This window comes from Brevundimonas sp. CEF1, assembly GCF_051353055.1.
Classification (GTDB): domain Bacteria; phylum Pseudomonadota; class Alphaproteobacteria; order Caulobacterales; family Caulobacteraceae; genus Brevundimonas.
The window spans coordinates 2,705,899-2,723,178 of record NZ_CP195593.1 but is presented as its reverse complement, the minus strand read 5'-3'; the positions used below and the strand labels follow the sequence as shown (position 1 = coordinate 2,723,178).

General features: G+C 66.6%; 15 protein-coding genes. 7 read left to right on the top strand and 8 right to left on the bottom strand.

What is annotated here, in order from left to right; translation table 11 throughout:
- Positions 1-6: 6 nt before the first annotated feature.
- From ACR9FL_RS13780 to ACR9FL_RS13770, 3 genes are all read right to left on the bottom strand, one after another.
- Positions 7-282, bottom strand: a complete 276-nt coding sequence (locus ACR9FL_RS13780) for a hypothetical protein (RefSeq protein WP_178823261.1) — start codon at positions 280-282, stop codon at positions 7-9.
- Positions 283-497: 215 nt separating this feature from the next.
- Positions 498-3,776, bottom strand: coding sequence for a TonB-dependent receptor domain-containing protein (locus tag ACR9FL_RS13775; protein WP_436355984.1), 3,279 nt, complete (start codon positions 3,774-3,776; stop codon positions 498-500).
- Positions 3,777-4,046: 270 nt separating this feature from the next.
- Positions 4,047-4,751: an HAD family hydrolase gene (locus tag ACR9FL_RS13770; protein WP_436355983.1), complete on the bottom strand. Its 705-nt coding sequence runs from the start codon at positions 4,749-4,751 to the stop codon at positions 4,047-4,049.
- A gap of 203 nt (positions 4,752-4,954) precedes the next feature.
- Here ACR9FL_RS13770 and ACR9FL_RS13765 point away from each other — a divergent pair, with 203 nt between their 5' ends.
- The 3 genes from ACR9FL_RS13765 to ACR9FL_RS13755 all read left to right on the top strand — a co-directional run bounded on the left by ACR9FL_RS13765 (position 4,955) and on the right by ACR9FL_RS13755 (position 8,475).
- Positions 4,955-6,250 carry an amino acid permease gene (locus ACR9FL_RS13765; RefSeq protein ID WP_436355982.1) on the top strand — a complete coding sequence of 432 codons (1,296 nt, stop codon included), beginning with the start codon at positions 4,955-4,957 and terminating at the stop codon, positions 6,248-6,250.
- 95 nt (positions 6,251-6,345) lie between these two features.
- Positions 6,346-7,506, top strand: coding sequence for a glutamine-hydrolyzing carbamoyl-phosphate synthase small subunit (gene carA, locus ACR9FL_RS13760; protein WP_296177059.1), 1,161 nt, complete (start codon positions 6,346-6,348; stop codon positions 7,504-7,506).
- Entirely contained in the window at positions 7,507-8,475 is a 969-nt protein-coding gene (locus tag ACR9FL_RS13755) for a hypothetical protein (RefSeq protein ID WP_436355981.1), read from the top strand.
- Here ACR9FL_RS13755 and ACR9FL_RS13750 read toward each other — a convergent pair.
- Entirely contained in the window at positions 8,472-8,732 is a 261-nt protein-coding gene (locus ACR9FL_RS13750) for a hypothetical protein (protein ID WP_296177064.1), read from the bottom strand. The genes ACR9FL_RS13755 and ACR9FL_RS13750 overlap by 4 nt on opposite strands.
- A 197-nt stretch (positions 8,733-8,929) precedes the next feature.
- On the opposite strand from ACR9FL_RS13750, the gene ACR9FL_RS13745 reads away from it, so the two are divergent.
- The 3 genes from ACR9FL_RS13745 to rpoD all read left to right on the top strand — a co-directional run bounded on the left by ACR9FL_RS13745 (position 8,930) and on the right by rpoD (position 14,098).
- Positions 8,930-10,066, top strand: coding sequence for a patatin-like phospholipase family protein (locus ACR9FL_RS13745; protein WP_436355980.1), 1,137 nt, complete (start codon positions 8,930-8,932; stop codon positions 10,064-10,066).
- A 126-nt stretch (positions 10,067-10,192) separates the two neighbouring features.
- Positions 10,193-12,085 (top strand): DNA primase, encoded by a 1,893-nt coding sequence (gene dnaG, locus ACR9FL_RS13740; RefSeq protein WP_436355979.1) that lies wholly within the window; start codon positions 10,193-10,195, stop codon positions 12,083-12,085.
- A 75-nt stretch (positions 12,086-12,160) separates the two neighbouring features.
- Complete coding sequence (gene rpoD / locus ACR9FL_RS13735; protein WP_436355978.1) at positions 12,161-14,098, top strand: RNA polymerase sigma factor RpoD; 1,938 nt, start codon at positions 12,161-12,163, stop codon at positions 14,096-14,098.
- A gap of 74 nt (positions 14,099-14,172) precedes the next feature.
- Here rpoD and ACR9FL_RS13730 read toward each other — a convergent pair whose 3' ends face one another.
- A complete protein-coding gene (locus tag ACR9FL_RS13730) occupies positions 14,173-14,661 on the bottom strand; it encodes an Lrp/AsnC family transcriptional regulator (RefSeq protein WP_436355977.1) in 489 nt (162 codons plus the stop codon).
- Between the two features lie 107 nt (positions 14,662-14,768).
- On the opposite strand from ACR9FL_RS13730, the gene ACR9FL_RS13725 reads away from it, so the two are divergent.
- Positions 14,769-15,743: a DMT family transporter gene (locus tag ACR9FL_RS13725; RefSeq protein ID WP_436355976.1), complete on the top strand. Its 975-nt coding sequence runs from the start codon at positions 14,769-14,771 to the stop codon at positions 15,741-15,743.
- Between the two features lie 43 nt (positions 15,744-15,786).
- Here the strand turns inward: ACR9FL_RS13725 and ACR9FL_RS13720 are convergent, their stop codons facing one another.
- From ACR9FL_RS13720 to ACR9FL_RS13710, 3 genes are all read right to left on the bottom strand, one after another.
- Positions 15,787-16,134, bottom strand: a complete 348-nt coding sequence (locus tag ACR9FL_RS13720) for a DUF1428 domain-containing protein (RefSeq protein ID WP_436355975.1) — start codon at positions 16,132-16,134, stop codon at positions 15,787-15,789.
- Positions 16,135-16,305: 171 nt separating this feature from the next.
- Positions 16,306-16,806: a VOC family protein gene (locus ACR9FL_RS13715; RefSeq protein ID WP_436355974.1), complete on the bottom strand. Its 501-nt coding sequence runs from the start codon at positions 16,804-16,806 to the stop codon at positions 16,306-16,308.
- The gene (locus ACR9FL_RS13710) at positions 16,803-17,279 is read right to left on the bottom strand and encodes an SRPBCC family protein (RefSeq protein ID WP_296177446.1); all 477 of its coding nucleotides are present in this window, start codon (positions 17,277-17,279) and stop codon (positions 16,803-16,805) included. The genes ACR9FL_RS13715 and ACR9FL_RS13710 overlap by 4 nt, the downstream gene beginning before the upstream one ends.
- Between the last annotated feature and the right edge of the window lies 1 nt (position 17,280).

Below are 17,280 nucleotides of genomic sequence, written 5' to 3'. Positions count from 1 at the left end.
CGTTACTCAGTTCGTCACGACCGCGCACTCCCAGCCGTCGTAATCGAGCTGGAAGGCCGCGGCCCAGGATTGCATCATGGCCGACACAGGCGAAAACGACGCCTCGTCGACCGCTATGGTCGTCTCCAGAACGGTCATGTCGTCCTGGCCCCGTGTCAGGAACCCGGCGCGGCGGGCCACCTCGTTGAGGTCGCCGTGGTCGCCGTCGCCATAGAAATAGAACAGCGTATGGCGCGGGGTGATCCCGCTGTCGCCCTGCTCGGCCAGAGCAGCGCGCACCATAGCATCCTTTTCCTCATGGCTGGTCAGCGGCGGGCTCCACGCGCGCGAAGAAACCGGACGCAGGGCGAGGCCCGCGACCGATCCGTTCAGGTTGTCGGTTAAGCGGCCCGTTTAGAGAGCCGAACCCCCGCTGGCAAGACCCGGAAAGCCTTGCAGGAGGCAAAGAAAAAGGGCGGCCCTCGCGGGCCGCCCTTCAACCTGTCTTCAGACCGGAATTACCAGGGACGGTAGTTCAGGCCGAGGAAGAAGCGACGACCGTAGGCGTCGTAGTTCGAGTAGATGGTGGTGCCCAGGATGTCGCGCTGTTCGGCGTCAAACACGTTCACCACGCCGGCGCGCAGCGTCAGGTCGTCACGGACGTTGTAGCGAACCGTGATGTCGTGACGGGTGAAGTCGCCGGTTTCCATCTGGTCGGGCAGACGCGAGTCGGCGTTGTTCACGAAGTCGCGGGCGTAAACGATGTTGGCGCTCGACTGCCAGTCGGCGGTCCAGTTGACGTTCCAGACGTCGTTCGGGCGCCAGGTCAGCGAGGACGACATGCGGACGCGCGGATAGACGCTCGTGCCGCTGATGCCGCCGGCCAGCTCATTGTAGTCGCTCGGATCGCCTTCGTTCAGGAACTGCTTCTGTTCGATCAGCCAGGAGCCGTTCAGGCGCCAGTTGAACGAACCCCAGTTGCGACCCCAGTCCGCGGTGTCCCACGAATAGATGGCGCCGAAGTCCAGGCCGCGGGTTTCGAGAGCGGCGTAGTTGAACGAACGCTCGATGAAGCCGCCGATGGCGTCACCCGACGGCGCGCCGACGCCGAACTCGATGCTCGGGCTGTTGCGGAAGATCGAGTTGCAGGCGTCCATGTTCAGTTCGGCGCCGCTGACGCAGTTGGCGGCGATGCCGGCGGCCGAAACCGAGGCGATGACCTTGTCGATGCGGATTTCATAGTAGTCCAGCGACAGGGTCAGGCCGGGCGCGAAGCGCGGCTGATAGACGGTCGAGAAGGTGAAGGATTCCGACTCTTCCGGCTCCAGGTCAGGGTTGCCGCCCGAAACGCCGGCGATGCCCGAGGTGTAGTTCGGACGGAAGTCGTCGGTGTTGGTGGCGGTGTCGCCCGCGAAGTCGAACACCAGGCCTTGTTGAGCGGCCAGGGCGGTGCAGTTCTTGATGCGGTTCGCCTTGATCTGCTGATCGTCAACGCCGGCGATCGAGGCCGTGGCGCACGGATCGACGAAGTTGTTGGCGAAGGTCTGGCCGTAGGGCGAGTAGTTTTCACCCAGGTTCGGCACGCGGACCGAGGTGTTGAAGCTGGTCTTGAACGTCAGGTCGCGGATCGGACGGTAAACCAGGTTCACGCCGTAAACATCGACGTTGCCGACGGTCGAGTAGTCGGCCCAGCGGTACGAACCGCTCAGTTCGGCATAGTCGCCCAGGAAGCTGTCGCGGAACAGGGGCAGCGAGACTTCGGTGAACAGTTCCTTCGACTCGTAGCTGACTTCCGGGAAGTCGGCGCCGGTGTTCAGGAACAGGAGACGATCGCCGGCGCTGGTGCTGCGACCGATGGCCGAGGTGGTTTCCTTGCGCCATTCGGCGCCGAAGGCGACGCCCAGGTTGCCGGCGCCCCACAGGTCCCACAGTTCGGACGAAACCGAACCGATGGCCTGATGCTGCTCGTTCATTTCCTTAACGCGGACGAAGGCGTCCACGTATTCGAGCGCTTCGGCCGACTGATTGCCCGCGCCGAAGATGTTCAGCGGGGTGCATTGGGCGATCGAGTCACGACCATATTGCGTATCGCGCAGATCGCCGCCGCGGTGTTTGTCCGCAACCGCCAAGCCTTGTGCGTCCAGCAGGGTCGAACGGCAGACCACGCCGCCCGGGGTTCCCAGAAGACCGGCCGTGTCGATCACGGCGTCGGCGGCCAGGGCCATGCGCTGGGTGTCGACGCCGCGCTCGATGTTCTCCATCTCGGCCTTGCCGTAGGTGTAGCCCAGGTCCCACGACCAGGACTTCACGAAGCCCACCGGGCCGTGGCTGCCGTCGAAGCCGACGACATAGCGCTGGATGTCGCGGGTGTTGGACTGCGAACGCTCAGGACCGAAGAAGGTGTGGCGGGCGATCGGCAGGGCCTGCGTGCCGATCAGGGCGCCGGGGGCGTCAGCGGTCGGCGGTGCGTAGATATCGACCGTGTTGGCGGCGATGGCGTCCTTCACCGTTTGCGGCAGGAAGGCGTTGTCGGCCCAGCGCAGGTCGAAGGCCGAAGTGCCCCAGATCGAATTGGTTTCGTCGGCGCCGTAGGAGCTGTTGTCCAGATCGATGTCGAAGAACGTCCGCTGACCCCGCATGAAGGTCTCTTCGGTGACGTACTTGGCCGAGGCGGTGAAGTTGATCTCGTCGGTGATGCGGAAGCTGCCGCCGACCTGATAGCGCTGGGATTCCGAAGACGGCACGCGGCTGAAGCCGGCCACTTCGCCCAGCGGCATGCCGTCGCCGCCGATGTTGTAGGGGCGGTTGATGCCGGTGTTGCCGACGCGCTCGCCGAAGTTGGCCAGGCGGGCTCCGCCGTTTTCATACCAGTAGGTCTTGCCGGGCGTGATGCCGAAGCAGTTGGCGGCATAGGTGAAGGCGCCGCCGCTGAAGCAGTTCTGGTAGGGGATGTTGGGGTTGGTCAGGTCGCTGGGGCGCTGAATATTGGCCAGGGTGGTCTGACCCCACGGCACGATATCCAGACGGTTCACGCCGTAGAAGACGTCGGCGTCCAGAACGCCGTCATACGGCGCATTGGTCGGATCGGCATCGACGCCCAGGCGGATCGGACCACGACGAATCCAGTCGATATCCATCGAGTCGACGTTGTCGATCTTTTCGTATTCGGCGTGAGCGTAGACGTTCAGGCGGTCATCGAAGAAGTTCTTGCCGATCAGGCCCGAAACGCGACGCGTGGCTTCGCCGTTGTCGTTGATCTGGCCGTAGTTGGCGTCGATCTCCAGGCCCTCGAAGTCCTTCTTGAGGATGAAGTTCAGGACGCCCGAAACGGCGTCGGCGCCATAGACCGACGAAGCGCCGCCGGTGATGATTTCGACGTTCTGGATCAGCAGGCGCGGAATGGTGTCCACGTCCACCGACAACTCGCCGCCCGACGAACCGATGTGACGGCGGCCGTCAACCAGGGTCAGGGTGCGGTTGGCGCCCAGCGCGCGCAGGTTGGCCAGGGACAGGCCGCCGGCGTTCAGGCTGGAACCGGTCGTGTCGGAGGGAACGGTCGAGTTCTGGAGGGCCGGGATGGTCGACAGGTAGTCGATCACGCTGGTTTGGCCAGTCGACAGGATTTCTTCTTGAGTGACCGTGATGATCGGGGTCGGGGCGTTGGCCGGGTCGCGACGAAGGCGCGAACCCGTGACGACGATTTCGCCCACTTCGGTGGCCACGTCGGATTGGGAAACGGGCTGCGCGGCATCGGCCGATTGGGCGAAAGCCGGAGCCGTCAGCGCGATTGCGCTCACCAACACCGTCGAACCGAGGAGGAAAGCTCTCATTACTATAATACACCTGACACAAAAAAGCCGGAAGCGGCCACACATTCCTCCAGGTGTGGCTGAAATGGGGCTGAGTTTGTCTAGTTTTGGTCGAAGTGTGGACAAATCGACGACTTGTGTCGCGTGTGGTGCAAACAAGACACATTTAAGACGATCTTGGTTTCGATATGTGGAGTTACAGTGTTATCAACACGCTGTTCTTTGAAATTTATATTTCTGTTCCAGTAACGTTGAAATTTACTCGGGACGGTCGATGGCGGCGATCCAGTCGGGCAGTTCGCCGATGCGGCTGAGGCTGACGTAGCGGGGGTGACCCTCGGGGGCGTCGGCCAGTTCGTGGGCCCAGGTGATGTGGTAGGGGATGTGGCAGGCGAAGGCGCCGGCCTCGATGGCGGGCAGGACGTCGGACTTCATCGAATTGCCGGCCATGACGGCCTCGGCCGCGCCGGTGCCGTGGCGGGCGAAGACGCGTTCATAGGTCGAGCGGTCCTTTTCGGACACGATCTCGACGGCGGCGAACAACTCGCCCAGGCCCGACGCCGCCAGCTTGCGCTCCTGATCCATCAGGTCGCCCTTGGTGATCAGGACCAGGCGATACTTCTCGGACAGGTCGGCCAGGACCTCGTCGACGCCGGGCAGGGTCTCGACCGGATGGGCCAGCATCTCGCGCCCGGCGGCCAGGATCTCGCGGATGATGTGCGGCGGGGCGGCGCCGTCGCACAGCTCCATCGCCGTCTCCAGCATCGACAGGGTGAAGCCCTTCACCCCGTAGCCATAGAGCCGCAGGTTGCGCCGCTCTACCTCCGCCAGGCGCCCCATCATCACCGGCTCGTCGGCGTGGTCGGCCAGCAGGTCCACGAACCGCTTCTGGCTGAGGCGGAAGATGGTCTCGTTGTGCCAGAGGGTGTCGTCGGCATCGAGGCCGACCGTGGTGATGGTCATGGGGGAGGCTCCAGAATCTTCGGCGGGGCTTTAGCACATTCTCCTCGTCATCCCGGAAGCGGCGAGAGCCGTTATCCGGGACCGCCAGAAGCGCCGCCCTCTGAGGGTTTGGCGGTCCCGGCTCTGCGCCTCGCGTCGCGAGGCTTCGGCCGGGATGACGGGGAGGGGAAGACGGGTGCGACATTTCGGTCTATGCGGCGAAGATGACCCAGACGGAAATCTTGCCCGACCCGCCGCACCGCATCGGATGGGCGCTCGCCGCCCTGGTGGTGGCCGGCAACATGATCGGCTCGGGTGTCTATCTGCTGCCCGCGACCCTGGCGCCGACGGGCAGTTCCAGCATCATCGGCTGGCTGATCTGCGGCCTTGGCGCTGTGACCCTGGCCCTGGTGTTCGGCGGTCTGGGGCGGATGCAGCCGGACGCCGACGGCCTGTCGGACTTCACCCGGCGCGGCATGGGCCGTTTCATCGGCTATCAGACGGGGCTGGCCTACTGGGCCGCCTGCCTGGCGGGCAATGTGGCCCTGGCGGTGGCGGGCACGGGCTACCTGGCCTTCTTCATTCCGGCGCTGAAGGAGCCGCTGTGGGCGGCGGTCAGCAACCTGGCCCTGATCTGGCTGACCTCGGCGGCCTACGCCTCGGGCGCCCGGACGGCGGCGCGGTTCGGCGCCATCACGCTCGGCCTCGGCCTGATCCCGATCGTCCTGGCCATCATCGCCGGAGCCATGGCCTTCAGCGGCGAGACCTTCATGGGCTCGTGGAGCCCCGGCGACCAGCCTCTGCTGAAGACGGTGCCGGCTTCGCTGGCCATCATCTTCTGGGCCTTCCTGGGCGTGGAGAGCGCCGCCGCCCTCTCCAGTCTGGTCAAGAACCCGTCGGTCGATGTGGGCCGGGCCTCCCTGGGCGGCGTGGCCTTGGCCTTCATCGTCTATGTGGCCGCCAGCGTGGCCGTCTTCGGCGTCATTCCGGCGGACGTCCTGGTGCATTCGACCAGCCCCTATGCCGATTTGGTGGCGCGGGTCATGGGCTCGTCGGTGGCCGGTCTGGTCGCGGCCTGCGCCGTCATCAAGGTGCTGGGCACCATCGCCGGCTGGACCATGCTGGCGGGCGAGACCTCGCGCGGCGCCGCCGAGGCCGGCTGGATGCCGCGCTGGTTCGGCGGGGCGCAGAAGGGCAAGACGCCGCTGAGCAACCCCATTCTCAACTGCGTCGTCATGAGCGTCATGGTCATCGCCAGCGCCCAGCCGACCCTGGGCCAGCAGTTCGGCGTCCTGATCGGCGTGACCTCGGTGCTGACGCTCTGTCTCTATGCCTTGTGCTCGATGACGCTGTGGAAGCTGACGACCAAGACCGGCTGGCGGGCGCTCGCCGTGGTCGGCGTGGTCTTTTCGGCCTTTGCGGTGGCGGCGGCGGCGGGCGGCTATATCCTGCCCAGCGTCGGATTCTTCGCCCTGACCAGCCTGGCCTGGGTCTGGGTGCGCAAGGGTCAGAAGGTTTAAGGCCTATAAGCTCCAAGGGCGGTTGACCCCGCCCCTGCATCTCTTTAGTCACGCCGCCGTTTGTCTGCCCGTATTCATTGTTAGGAGCCTGCGCCATGACGACCCAGATTCTGTCCGGCGCCACTGGCGTCCTCGCGCTCGCTGACGGCACCATCCTGCAGGGTATCGGCGTCGGCGCCGTCGGCACGGCCCTCGGCGAGGTGGTCTTCAACACCGCCATGACGGGCTATCAGGAAATCCTGACCGACCCCTCCTACATGAGCCAGATCCTGGCCTTCACCTTCCCGCACGTCGGCAATGTCGGCGTCAACGTCGAGGACGTGGAGCAGATCGGCGACGGCTCGGGCACCTCGGCGCGCGGCGCCATCTTCCGCGACGTCCCCACCGATCCGGCCAACTGGCGCTCGGGTGGCGACCTCGACGCCTGGATGAAGCGCCGCGGCGTGGTCGGCCTGTCGGGCGTGGACACCCGCGCCCTGACCAAGATCATCCGCGACAAGGGCGCGCCCCACGCCGTCATCGCTCACCACCCGGACGGCCAGTTCGACCTGGAGGCCCTGGTGGCCCAGGCCAAGGCCTGGACCGGCCTGGTCGGCCTGGATCTGGCCAAGGACGCCTCGACCCTGCAGGCCTTCGACTGGAACGAGGGCGTGTGGGAATGGCCCGCCGGCTATCCGCGCGTGGAAGCGACCGACAAGAATGTCGTGGTCGTGGACTATGGCGTGAAGCGCAACATCCTGCGCGCCCTGGCCTCGACGGGCGCCAAGATCACCGTGGTTCCGGCCACCACCTCGGCCGAGGACATCCTGGCCCGCAATCCAGATGGCGTGGTCCTGTCGAACGGTCCGGGCGATCCGGCCGCGACGGGCGAATACGCCGTCCCCGAGATCAAGAAGCTGGTCGCCAGCGGCAAGCCCCTGATGGGCATCTGCCTGGGCCACCAGATGCTGGCCATCGCCTTGGGCGCACAGACGGTCAAGATGGAGCAGGGCCACCACGGCGCCAACCATCCGGTCAAGGATCTGACGACCGGCAAGGTCGAGATCGTGTCGATGAACCACGGCTTCACCGTGGACCGCGACAGCCTGCCCGACGCTGTGGTCGAAACCCACGTCAGCCTGTTCGACGGCACCAACTGCGGCATCGCGGTCAAGGACAAGCCGATCTTCAGCGTCCAGCACCACCCCGAGGCCTCGCCGGGGCCGACCGACAGCCTCTATCTGTTCAACCGCTTCGCCGAGTCGATGAGGGCCTAAATGTCAGGACCGGCGGCGAAGTCAGTCTATCTGGGCTGGGTCGCTGACGCGATCACGGGGAAGCGGGGCGTCGCCTCGACCGCGGCCAGGGCGCCGGGCGATCTGATCCTGGGCTACGCCACCGGCTATGACGTCGCCGACGTGGCCCCCTTCGTGCGGTCCCTGCGCGCGGTCTGGGACGGACCTCTGGTCCTGGTGGTGGATCAGGACCCGGCCATGCTGGCCTTCCTGGCGGACCATGACGTCGAGGGCGTGGCGCCGCGTCCGGTCGCCGCCGGGGCCTGGGCGCCCCATCCCGTCATGGCCCGTTTCGCCGCCTTCGACGCCCTGATGGCCGAGCGCCCCTGGGCGCGGCACGTCCTGATGACCGACGTCCGCGACGTGGTCTTCCAGGCCGATCCCTTCTTCCCCGCGCCGCAGGGCTCTGAGTTCTTTTCGGAATACGACGAGGGGACGCTGGCCGATCACGCCTTCAACATGAAGTATCTGCGCGGCGTCGGCGGCGAGGACATCGCCCGCGCCCTGTCCGGCAAGCCGTGCGTCTGTGTCGGCACCGTGGTCGGCGCACGCGACGCCATGATGCGCTTCTGTCGGACGCTGTTGATGCTGGCGGCCATTCCCCGGTCCGAGATCGGGGGGGCGTTCGGCGCCGATCAGGCGGCCTGCAACATCGCGCTTCACCTCGGCATGATCGAGGGCGAGGTGAAGGCCAACTACGGTCGGGTGGCCACGCTGGGCCTGACGCCCGGACAGCAGCTGACGGTCGCGGATGGACGCATCGTCAATCCCGACGGCGGCGTCAGCGCCATCGTCCATCAGCATGACCGCCATCCCCATCTGCTGGAAGCGGCCTATGCGCGATGGGGCGACGGGCTGGAACGACGCGAGCGCGTGCGACCCCAGAGCGCGGCTCAGCGCCGGCGCAAGCTGAAGGACTCGGTTCTGCGTCGTCTGCCCGAACTGCGTTAGGGCAGGGGCGCCAGTCGGTGACGCAGTTCGCAGGCTTTTCTGACCGCCGCCGGCGCCGCTGAAATCCAGTAGGCCGCGTCCTCCGCCCGGTGCGCCTGGCGTCTTTCCTGTCCCCGGCGACGACGCGCGGCGGCGTTGTCCAGCAGGCGGGCGTGCAGGGCGCGCGGCGTCAGGAAGGGAATGGCGGGGGAGCCGGGGACGGCGACGGCGTCGGGGCCTTGGGGCTCCACCGCCGGGCGGGCGATGGCGATGAACATTCGAGACTTCCGTAAAAGCGAATCAATCCACAGGCTGTGGATAATGCGGTTGTCGCGCGGCATTTCGTTCGCATTCGGACGATGAAGGGGCTGCGACGGCCTTCTTGGTTAATGAAGGCCTAACGCCGTTTTTTAGCGACGGTCCTTTTCCATCTGTCATCGATCGCGCCTAAGGTGGTCGGCCTTGGAGGATGCTCATGAGTTTCAGCCTGATGCGGACGGTCGCGGCCGTTGCGAGCGCCGGCCTGCTGTTGTCGGCCTGCGCCAGCGGGGCGCGCAGCGATTTCGGCCTGAACGAGCGCGAGGCGGCCTCGCCCGTGGGCTTCCCCAATGTCCGCTTCTCGGTTGAGGACGAGGCGGAGGCGCAGCAGATCGAGGCGCAACTGGCCGAGGGCGTTCCGAAGGGGCAGGACGGCCATTTCGACCTGATCGCCCTGTCCGGCGGCGGGGCCAACGGGGCCTTCACCGCCGGCCTGATCAACGGCTGGACCGCCAGCGGCAAGCGGCCGGATTTCGAGGTGGTGACGGGGGTGTCCACCGGCGCACTGGCTGCGCCCTTCGTCTTCCTCGGCCCGCGCTGGGACGGGCGGCTGAAGGAGGCCTATACCGGCGGTCAGGCGACGGGCCTGCTGAGAAGTCGCGGCCTGAAGGCCTTGGTCGGGTCGGGCGTGTTCAGCGGCGAGCCGCTGCGCCAACTGGTCGAGAACAATGTCGACGAGGCCATGCTGGCCGAGATCGCCGCCGAGCACGCCAAGGGGCGGCTGCTGCTGGTCGCCACTACGGATCTGGACGCCCAGCGCGGCGTCATCTGGAACATGGGCGCCATCGCCCAGCGCGGCGGACCCGAGGCCTTGTCCCTGTTCCGCGACGTGCTGATCGCCTCGGCCAGCATTCCCGGCGCCTTTCCTCCCGTCATGATCCGCTCGCAGGGACAGGACGGGATCTTTGAAGAAATGCACGTCGACGGCGGGGTGATGAACCCCTTTGTCGCCCTGCCGCAGATCATGTGGAGCTGGGACGACGTCGCCGGGGTGTTCCAGGGCGCGCGTCTGCACGTCGTGGTCAACGGCAAGGATGCGCCGCGCTTCGCCGTCACCCGCGATGCGGCCATCCCGGTTCTGACCCGCAGCCTGGACGCGGCCCTGAACGGACAGTTGCGCGCCACCATCGCCGCCAACCGCGCCTTTGCGACCCGTAATGGTCTTGAGTTCCACGTCGCCGCCATCCCCGAGGACTATGACGGGGCCGACAGCCTGGACTTCAATCAGGCCTCGATGCAGGCCGTCTATGATCTGGGCGAGGCCCTGGGGCGCACCGGCGAGGCGTGGAAGTAGGGCCGCGTCCGCAAGCGATGCGGTTCTCCTCGATCTTCACAGGCTGTGGAAAACAGAACCGGGGATGGCCATGTCTGACGATGCGGCGGCCCTTCCCCCCATCGCCGCGTCGGAGTGTCTGAGATCGTGCGTTTCGACGATCGTTTCCTTGAAGAACTGAAGGCCCGCCTTCGCCCGTCCGACGTGATCGGGCGGACGGTCAAGCTCAAGCGTCAGGGCCGCGAGTATGTGGGCCTGAGCCCCTTCTCGAAGGAGCGGTCGCCCAGCTTCTTCGTCAACGACGACAAGGGCTTCTTCCACGACTTCAGTTCCGGCAAGCACGGCGACATCATCAGCTTCCTGCAGGAGACCGAGCGGCTCAGCTTCGTCGAGGCGGTGCAGAGGCTGGCGGGCGAGGCGGGGATGCAGCTGCCCGCCGAGGACCCGCAGTCGGCCGAGCGCGAGGCCAAGAAGCAGGGCCTGACCGACTGGATGGACCTGGCCCAGAAGTGGTTCGCCGCCAACCTGCGTCGCTCGGTCGGCAAGGCGGCGCGCGAATATCTGGAAAAGCGCGGCCTGCCCGAGGACCAGTGGGAGCGTTTCGGTCTGGGCTATGCGCCCAACGACCGCGAGGGGTTGAAGGCGGCGCTGCTCCAGCGCGGGGCCAAGCCCGGCGATCTGGTCGAGGCCGGGATGCTGATCTCGCCGGAAAGCGGCGGCGCCCCCTATGACCGCTTCCGCGACCGGCTGATGTTCCCCATTCTGGACGCGCGCGGGCGTATCGTCAGCTTCGGCGGGCGGGCCATGAACCCCGATGACCGGGCCAAGTATCTGAACGGGCCGGAAAGCCCGCTGTTTCACAAGGGCGCCACCCTCTACGGCCTGCCCGAGGCGCGCCGCATCTTGGGGGCCGAGAGCCGGGGCGAGCAGGGCATCATCGTCGTCGAAGGCTATATGGACGTCATCGCCTGCCAGCGGGCGGGCCTGCCGGCCGTGGCGCCCATGGGCACGGCCCTGACCGAGGAGCAGATGGAGCGGCTGTGGCGGGTCTCGTCCGAGCCGGTGCTTTGTTTCGACGGCGACGCGGCGGGGCTGCGGGCCGCCTATCGCTCGATCGAGCGGTCGCTGCCCCTGCTGAAATCGGGGCGGTCCTTCCGCTTCGCTCTACTGGACGCGGGTCAGGACCCGGATGACATCCTGCGCGACAAGGGGGCGCCGGCCCTGCGCCACGCCCTGAGCGAGACCCGGCCCTTCATCGAGGTCCTGTTCCGCCGCGAGGCCGAGGCCGAGCCGCTGGACACGCCCGAGCGCAAGGCCGGGCTGAAGGGGCGGCTGCGTCAGGCGGCCAGCGCCATTCAGGACAAGGATCTGGCCGAGCAGTATCGGCGCGACCTGTTCGAGCGTTTCGACGCCCTGTTTCCGCGTCAGCAGCAGCAGGCTTTCCAGCAGGGCGGAGGACGCCCCGGTGCAGGGGGCGGTCCCGGCGGGCGCTGGCGCGGTCCGCCGCCCAAGCTGGGTCAGACGGCCGAGGGCGCCCAGGCCATGCAGGCCCTGTTCCGGTCCATCGAGCCAGTGGCGGCCGCCCTGGCCCACGGCGCGGTCGATGATCCCGAGCGGATGGACGACCATCTGGAGGCCATCGCCCGCCATGGATTCGGCGATCCGGCCCTGGACGGCCTGGCTCAGGAACTGGTGCGGCTACGGTTTTCCGGTCGGAGCCTTGACTCTGCCGCGATCCGACGCCATCTGGCCCACTCGGGTCATGATGCCTTGATGCACGAGGTCGAGAAGGCGGCGGCAAAGTCCGGCGCGCCATTCCTGGCTGCAGACAAGCCCCTCGGCGAGGCGAGGATCCGGTGGTCGCAGGCGTTCGACGCTCTGACCCGCGTAGCGGCGTTGGAGCAGGCGCTGGCGTCAGCAAAGTCGGGCGCCCATCAGGCGTTCGACAACTCGGCCTTCACCCTGGTGAAAGCCGAGCGCGATGCATTGCGACGGGCCATCAAGACCGGAACGATTTGGGAAGACGCGGCTTCTTCGTAACCAACGAAGTCGTCGGGCGTTGTATTTTCGCCGCAGGGGACTGATCACCCCCGAGCGGTCGTGGAGACAGACTGAATGAGCGCGCAGACCGAGACGCAGGACACTGAAGCCAATACCGACGGGCCCCTGCTCGATCTGACGGACGCCGGCGTCAAGAAGTTCATCAAGCAGGCCAAGGCGCGTGGCTATGTCACGATGGAGGAGCTGAACAAGGTCCTGCCGTCCGAGGAAGTGACCCCGGACGCCATCGAAGACACCCTGGCCATGCTGTCGGAAATGGGCGTCAACGTCGTCGAGGCCGAGGAAGACGCCGCGGAATCGACCGGCACCGACGTCGCCGCCACGGCCGAGACGGCGGTCGCCGAGACTCCGGCCAAGTCCGCCTATGACCGCACCGACGACCCCGTGCGCATGTATCTGCGCGAAATGGGTTCGGTCGAACTGCTGAGCCGCGAGGGCGAAATCGCCATCGCCAAGCGGATCGAAGCCGGCCGCGACGCCATGATCTCGGGTCTGTGCGAAAGCGCCCTGACCTTCGAGGCCATCATGGTCTGGCGCGAGGAACTGGCCAACAACCGCATCCTGCTGCGTGAAGTGATCGACCTGGACGCCACCTACGGCATCCTCAACCCCTCGTCCCTGCCGCACAACCAGCCCGCGCCCGGTCAGCCGACCGGCGAGGCGGACGGCGACGGCGACAAGCCGGAAGGCGAGGATGAGGACGAGGACGACTTCGACGACGGCGGCGGCATGTCGATCTCGGCTCTGGAAGCCGAACTGCGCGACGGCGTCATGGAAGTCCTGGACGCCATCGCGGCCGACTTCGGCGGCTTCCGCAAGCTGCAGGACAAGCTGGTCGAGGCGCGCCTGAAGGGCGAGGTCCTGAACGCCAAGGACCACAAGGCCTATGAGACGCTGACGAAGACGATCTCGGATCGTCTGAAGACGATGAAGCTGAACAACAACCGCATCGAGGCCCTGGTTGAGCAGCTCTACGCCATCAACAAGCGTCTGATCGGTCTGGAAGGCCGTCTGCTGCGTCTGGCCGACAGCTACGGCATTTCGCGTCCCGAGTTCCTGAAGTCCTACTTCGGCTCGGAGCTGGACCCGAACTGGGCCGACCGCGTCAAGGAAATGGGCGTGCGCTGGACCAAGTTCAGCGACAATGAAGCCGCCCAGATCGCCAAGATCCGCGCCGACGTCGCCGCCGTGGCCACCGAGGCCGGCCTGCCGATCGACGACTATCGCCGCATCGTCCAGACGGTCCAGAAGGGCGAGCGCGAAGCCCGCCAGGCCAAGAAGGAAATGGTCGAGGCCAACCTGCGCCTCGTCATCTCGATCGCCAAGAAATACACCAACCGCGGCCTGCAGTTCCTGGACCTGATCCAGGAGGGCAACATCGGTCTGATGAAGGCGGTCGACAAGTTCGAGTACCGTCGCGGCTACAAGTTCTCGACCTACGCCACCTGGTGGATCCGTCAGGCCATCACCCGCTCGATCGCCGACCAGGCGCGGACCATCCGCATCCCGGTGCACATGATCGAGACGATCAACAAGATCGTCCGCACCAGCCGCCAGATGCTGCACGAGATCGGCCGCGAGCCGACCCCGGAAGAACTGGCCGAAAAGCTGGCCATGCCGCTGGAGAAGGTGCGCAAGGTCCTGAAGATCGCCAAGGAGCCGATCTCGCTGGAAACCCCCATCGGCGACGAGGAAGACAGCCACCTGGGCGACTTCATCGAGGACAAGAACGCCGTCCTGCCGATCGACGCTGCGATCCAGTCGAACCTTCGCGAAACCACGACCCGCGTCCTGGCCTCGCTGACCCCGCGTGAGGAACGCGTCCTGCGGATGCGCTTCGGCATCGGCATGAACACCGACCACACCCTGGAAGAAGTCGGCCAGCAGTTCAGCGTGACCCGCGAACGCATCCGTCAGATCGAGGCCAAGGCCCTGCGCAAGCTGAAGCACCCCTCGCGGTCGCGCAAGCTGCGGAGCTTCCTGGACAGCTGATCGGTTCGATCATCAGAAGATCAACGCCGGCGGGGTTTCGACCTCGCCGGCGTTTTTCGTTCTGCGTCAGACGTTCAGGGGATGATCAGGGAGGCGTCCGTCTTCACCCGGTCCAGGGCGATCAGGGAGCGGAAGCGGTTGACGCTGTCGTTCTCCTCGAACAGCCGCTGCGTCAGCGCCTGATAGGCCGTCATGTCGGTGGTGACGACGATCAGGATGAAGCTGGTGCCGCCGGTGACGTAGTAGCACTGCTGCACCTCCGGCTCGCTCTGGAAGCGCATCTTGGCGGTCTGGACCGTCTCGGCCCGCTCGTCCTGCAGATAGACCTCGACGATGGCGGTGATGGTCAGGGGCAGGGCCTTGGGGTCCACCAGGGCGACATTGCCGCGAATGACGCCGCTGGCCTCCATGGCCGCGATGCGTCGCTGGACGGCGGCGGCGGACAGGTTGACGGCTTCGGCGATGGTGCGTTGGGGCGTCCGGGCGTCGCGCTGCACGATGCGCAGGATGGCGCGATCAAAGCGGTCCAGCGGGCGTTGTGGAGAAGCGGATCGTGCGGCCATCGGCGGTCTTTTTGCGCGAGTTTTTGTTGCGTTTGGGCCTGTGATCGAGAGGAAACGCCCCGTCCGCCCCTTGGTATAGCTCGCCGCCGAACCAAGCGGGAACTGAAATGACGACGGACATCATCGGGCAGGGACGCAGCAACCGGACGGCGGTCGGCGTGGCCTGCGGGGTCGGGGCGGGCGCCCTGTGGGGCCTGGTCTTCCTGGCGCCGGAACTGGCGCGGGCCTTCAATCCCCTGCAACTGACGGTGGGGCGATACCTCGCCTATGGCCTGATCGCCGGCCTGTTGCTGGCGCCGCGCTGGAAGGCGGTGACGGCGCGGATCGACCGGCGCGACTGGCTGAACCTGTTCTGGCTCGCCCTCACCGGCAACACCCTCTACTACATCCTGCTGTCGGCGGCGGTGCAGACGGGCGGCATCGCCATGACCTCCCTGGTGATCGGCTTCCTGCCGGTGGCGGTGACGATCATCGGCAGTCGCGACCAGGGCGCCGTGCCGCTGCGGCGGCTGCATCTGCCGCTTCTGCTCTGTGTCGGCGGGGCCGTCTGCATCGGCTGGCAGGCCTTGGCCGCCCCGGCCGAGACCTCGCACATGGCGCGCTTCACCGGCTTCGCCTGCGCGGTCGGCGCCCTGGCTTCCTGGACCTTCTTCGCCGTTCGAAATGCGCGGCGGCTTCGCGACCTGGAGGCGGTGTCGGCCCATGACTGGAGCCTGCTGACCGGGGTTGTCACCGGGGCGCAGAGCCTGCTGCTGCTGCCGGTCGCCCTGCTGATCGCCGCCGGGGCGCAGCACGAGGCCGGGGACTGGATGCGGCTGGCGGGGGTTTCGGTCGGGGTGGCCGTCCTGGCCTCGATCGTCGGCAATAATCTGTGGAATCGGATGAGCCGGCTGCTGCCGCTGACCCTGGTCGGCCAGATGATCCTGTTCGAGACCCTGTTCGCCCTGATCTACGGCTTCGCCTGGGAGCAGCGCCTGCCGACGATGATGGAGGCGCTGGCCTTCGTCCTGGTGGTGCTCAGCGTCGCGACCTGCCTGAGGGCCCATCGCGCCCGACCGGGCGTCGCGCACGAAGGCGCATAGAAGGGTCGGGGCCGGCGGCGTGGCCGGCCCCGACGCTTTGGGATCAGTTCTGGAAGATGGTCTCGAAGCCGCCCCACATCATGCGCTTGCCGTCGAAGGGCATGTCCATGTCGGCCATGGCGGGGTCTTCCTGCATCTTGGCCCAGGCGTCGTCGGCGGTCTTCTTGTCGGGCCAGACCAGCCAGGAGAAGACCACGGCCTCGCCGTCCTCAAGCTTGACGGCCATGGGGAAGCTGGTGAGCTTGCCGTCGGGCACGTCCACGCCCCAGTTCTCGATCTGGGCGGTGGCGCCATAGCCCTGGAACAGGGGCCAGGATTTGCGCGCGGACTCGATGTAACGCTCCTTGTTCTCGGTCTTCACGGGGGTCAGGAAGCCGGTGATGTAGGCCATTTTGGTGTCTCCTTCGGAGGTTGGCCCCTAACGCTCGCCGCGCGGCGGCTCGCTGCTTGAGGGGCAGGGGGGCAGATAGTCGGGGCAGGCGCAGGCTTAGGCTTGGTGGAAAGCGACAACTCATTCAGGCCGCGTCGGGTCGAGAAGGCGGAGCCTTCTGACCGCGGCCCTCTAGGATGCTTTGGCCGCCGCATCTGCTGCGGCGTCCAAAGCGGCGATGTCGATCTTGTGCATGGTCATCATGGCCTCGAAGGCGGCCTTGGCGCGGGCGGGGTTGGGGTCGTCGTAGAAGGCCATCAGGCGGCGCGGGGTGATCTGCCAGTTCACGCCCCAGCGGTCCTTGCACCAGCCGCATGCGCTTTCGGCCCCGCCGTTGCCGACGATGGCGTCCCACAGGCGGTCGGTCTCGGCCTGATCATCGGTCATGATCATGAAGGAGACGGCCTCGGTGTGGGGAAAGATCGGGCCGCCGTTCAGGCCGACATAGCGCCGCCCGGCCAGGGTGAACTCGACCACCAGCTCGGCCCCTTCGGGGCTGGAGGGGTTGTCGGCGGGGCTGGCCACGACGCGGTCCACATGACTGTCGGGCAGGCCCAGCGAGACGTAGAATTCAGCAGCCTTCCTGGCCTGACCCAGGTCGTACCAGAGGCAGGGAATGATCTTGTCGGTCATGACGTCCTCTCCTGTGCAGCCAGACGTTCGGCCACCTCGCCCAGTTGATCGGCCGCCGCGCCCCAGCCCGGCTCGAAGCCCATCTGGGCGTGGGTCTGCATGGCCTTGTCGTCCCAGTGGCGGGCGCGGGCGGTGTAGCGGGTGCCGTCGCCTTCGGGTTCGAACGTATCGATGCGCACGAAGTTCATCTCGCCCGGCTGCGGGAGCCAGCCCTCGGTCATGGCGCCGGTGGTGACGATGCGGCGGCCCGGCTCGACCTCCAGCACCACGCCGCGATATTCGTGCCGCTCGCCCTCGGGCGACTGCATGACGATGTCGGCGCGCCCGCCGGGGCGCAGGTCATAGTCGACCTGGGGCGTGGTCCAGGGTCGGGGCGTGAACCACTCGGTTCCGTGCTGGGTGAAGGCCTTCCAGACAGTTTCGGGCGAGGCCTTGAAGACGCGGCTGACGCTCAGTTCAAACAGGTCGGCCATG

Bases quoted from the DNA above. Each gene is read 5' to 3' on its own strand.
- ACR9FL_RS13725 (WP_436355976.1), top strand. From the start codon at position 14,769: ATGACGACGGACATCATCGGGCAGGGACGCAGCAACCGGACGGCGGTC.
- carA (WP_296177059.1), top strand. From the start codon at position 6,346: ATGACGACCCAGATTCTGTCCGGCGCCACTGGCGTCCTCGCGCTCGCT.
- ACR9FL_RS13770 (WP_436355983.1), bottom strand. From the start codon at position 4,751: ATGACCATCACCACGGTCGGCCTCGATGCCGACGACACCCTCTGGCAC.
- ACR9FL_RS13755 (WP_436355981.1), top strand. From the start codon at position 7,507: ATGTCAGGACCGGCGGCGAAGTCAGTCTATCTGGGCTGGGTCGCTGAC.
- ACR9FL_RS13765 (WP_436355982.1), top strand. From the start codon at position 4,955: ATGACCCAGACGGAAATCTTGCCCGACCCGCCGCACCGCATCGGATGG.
- ACR9FL_RS13715 (WP_436355974.1), bottom strand. From the start codon at position 16,806: ATGACCGACAAGATCATTCCCTGCCTCTGGTACGACCTGGGTCAGGCC.
- rpoD (WP_436355978.1), top strand. From the start codon at position 12,161: ATGAGCGCGCAGACCGAGACGCAGGACACTGAAGCCAATACCGACGGG.
- ACR9FL_RS13720 (WP_436355975.1), bottom strand. From the start codon at position 16,134: ATGGCCTACATCACCGGCTTCCTGACCCCCGTGAAGACCGAGAACAAG.
- ACR9FL_RS13710 (WP_296177446.1), bottom strand. From the start codon at position 17,279: ATGGCCGACCTGTTTGAACTGAGCGTCAGCCGCGTCTTCAAGGCCTCG.
- ACR9FL_RS13780 (WP_178823261.1), bottom strand. From the start codon at position 282: ATGGTGCGCGCTGCTCTGGCCGAGCAGGGCGACAGCGGGATCACCCCG.
- ACR9FL_RS13745 (WP_436355980.1), top strand. From the start codon at position 8,930: ATGAGTTTCAGCCTGATGCGGACGGTCGCGGCCGTTGCGAGCGCCGGC.
- ACR9FL_RS13730 (WP_436355977.1), bottom strand. From the start codon at position 14,661: ATGGCCGCACGATCCGCTTCTCCACAACGCCCGCTGGACCGCTTTGAT.
- ACR9FL_RS13750 (WP_296177064.1), bottom strand. From the start codon at position 8,732: ATGTTCATCGCCATCGCCCGCCCGGCGGTGGAGCCCCAAGGCCCCGAC.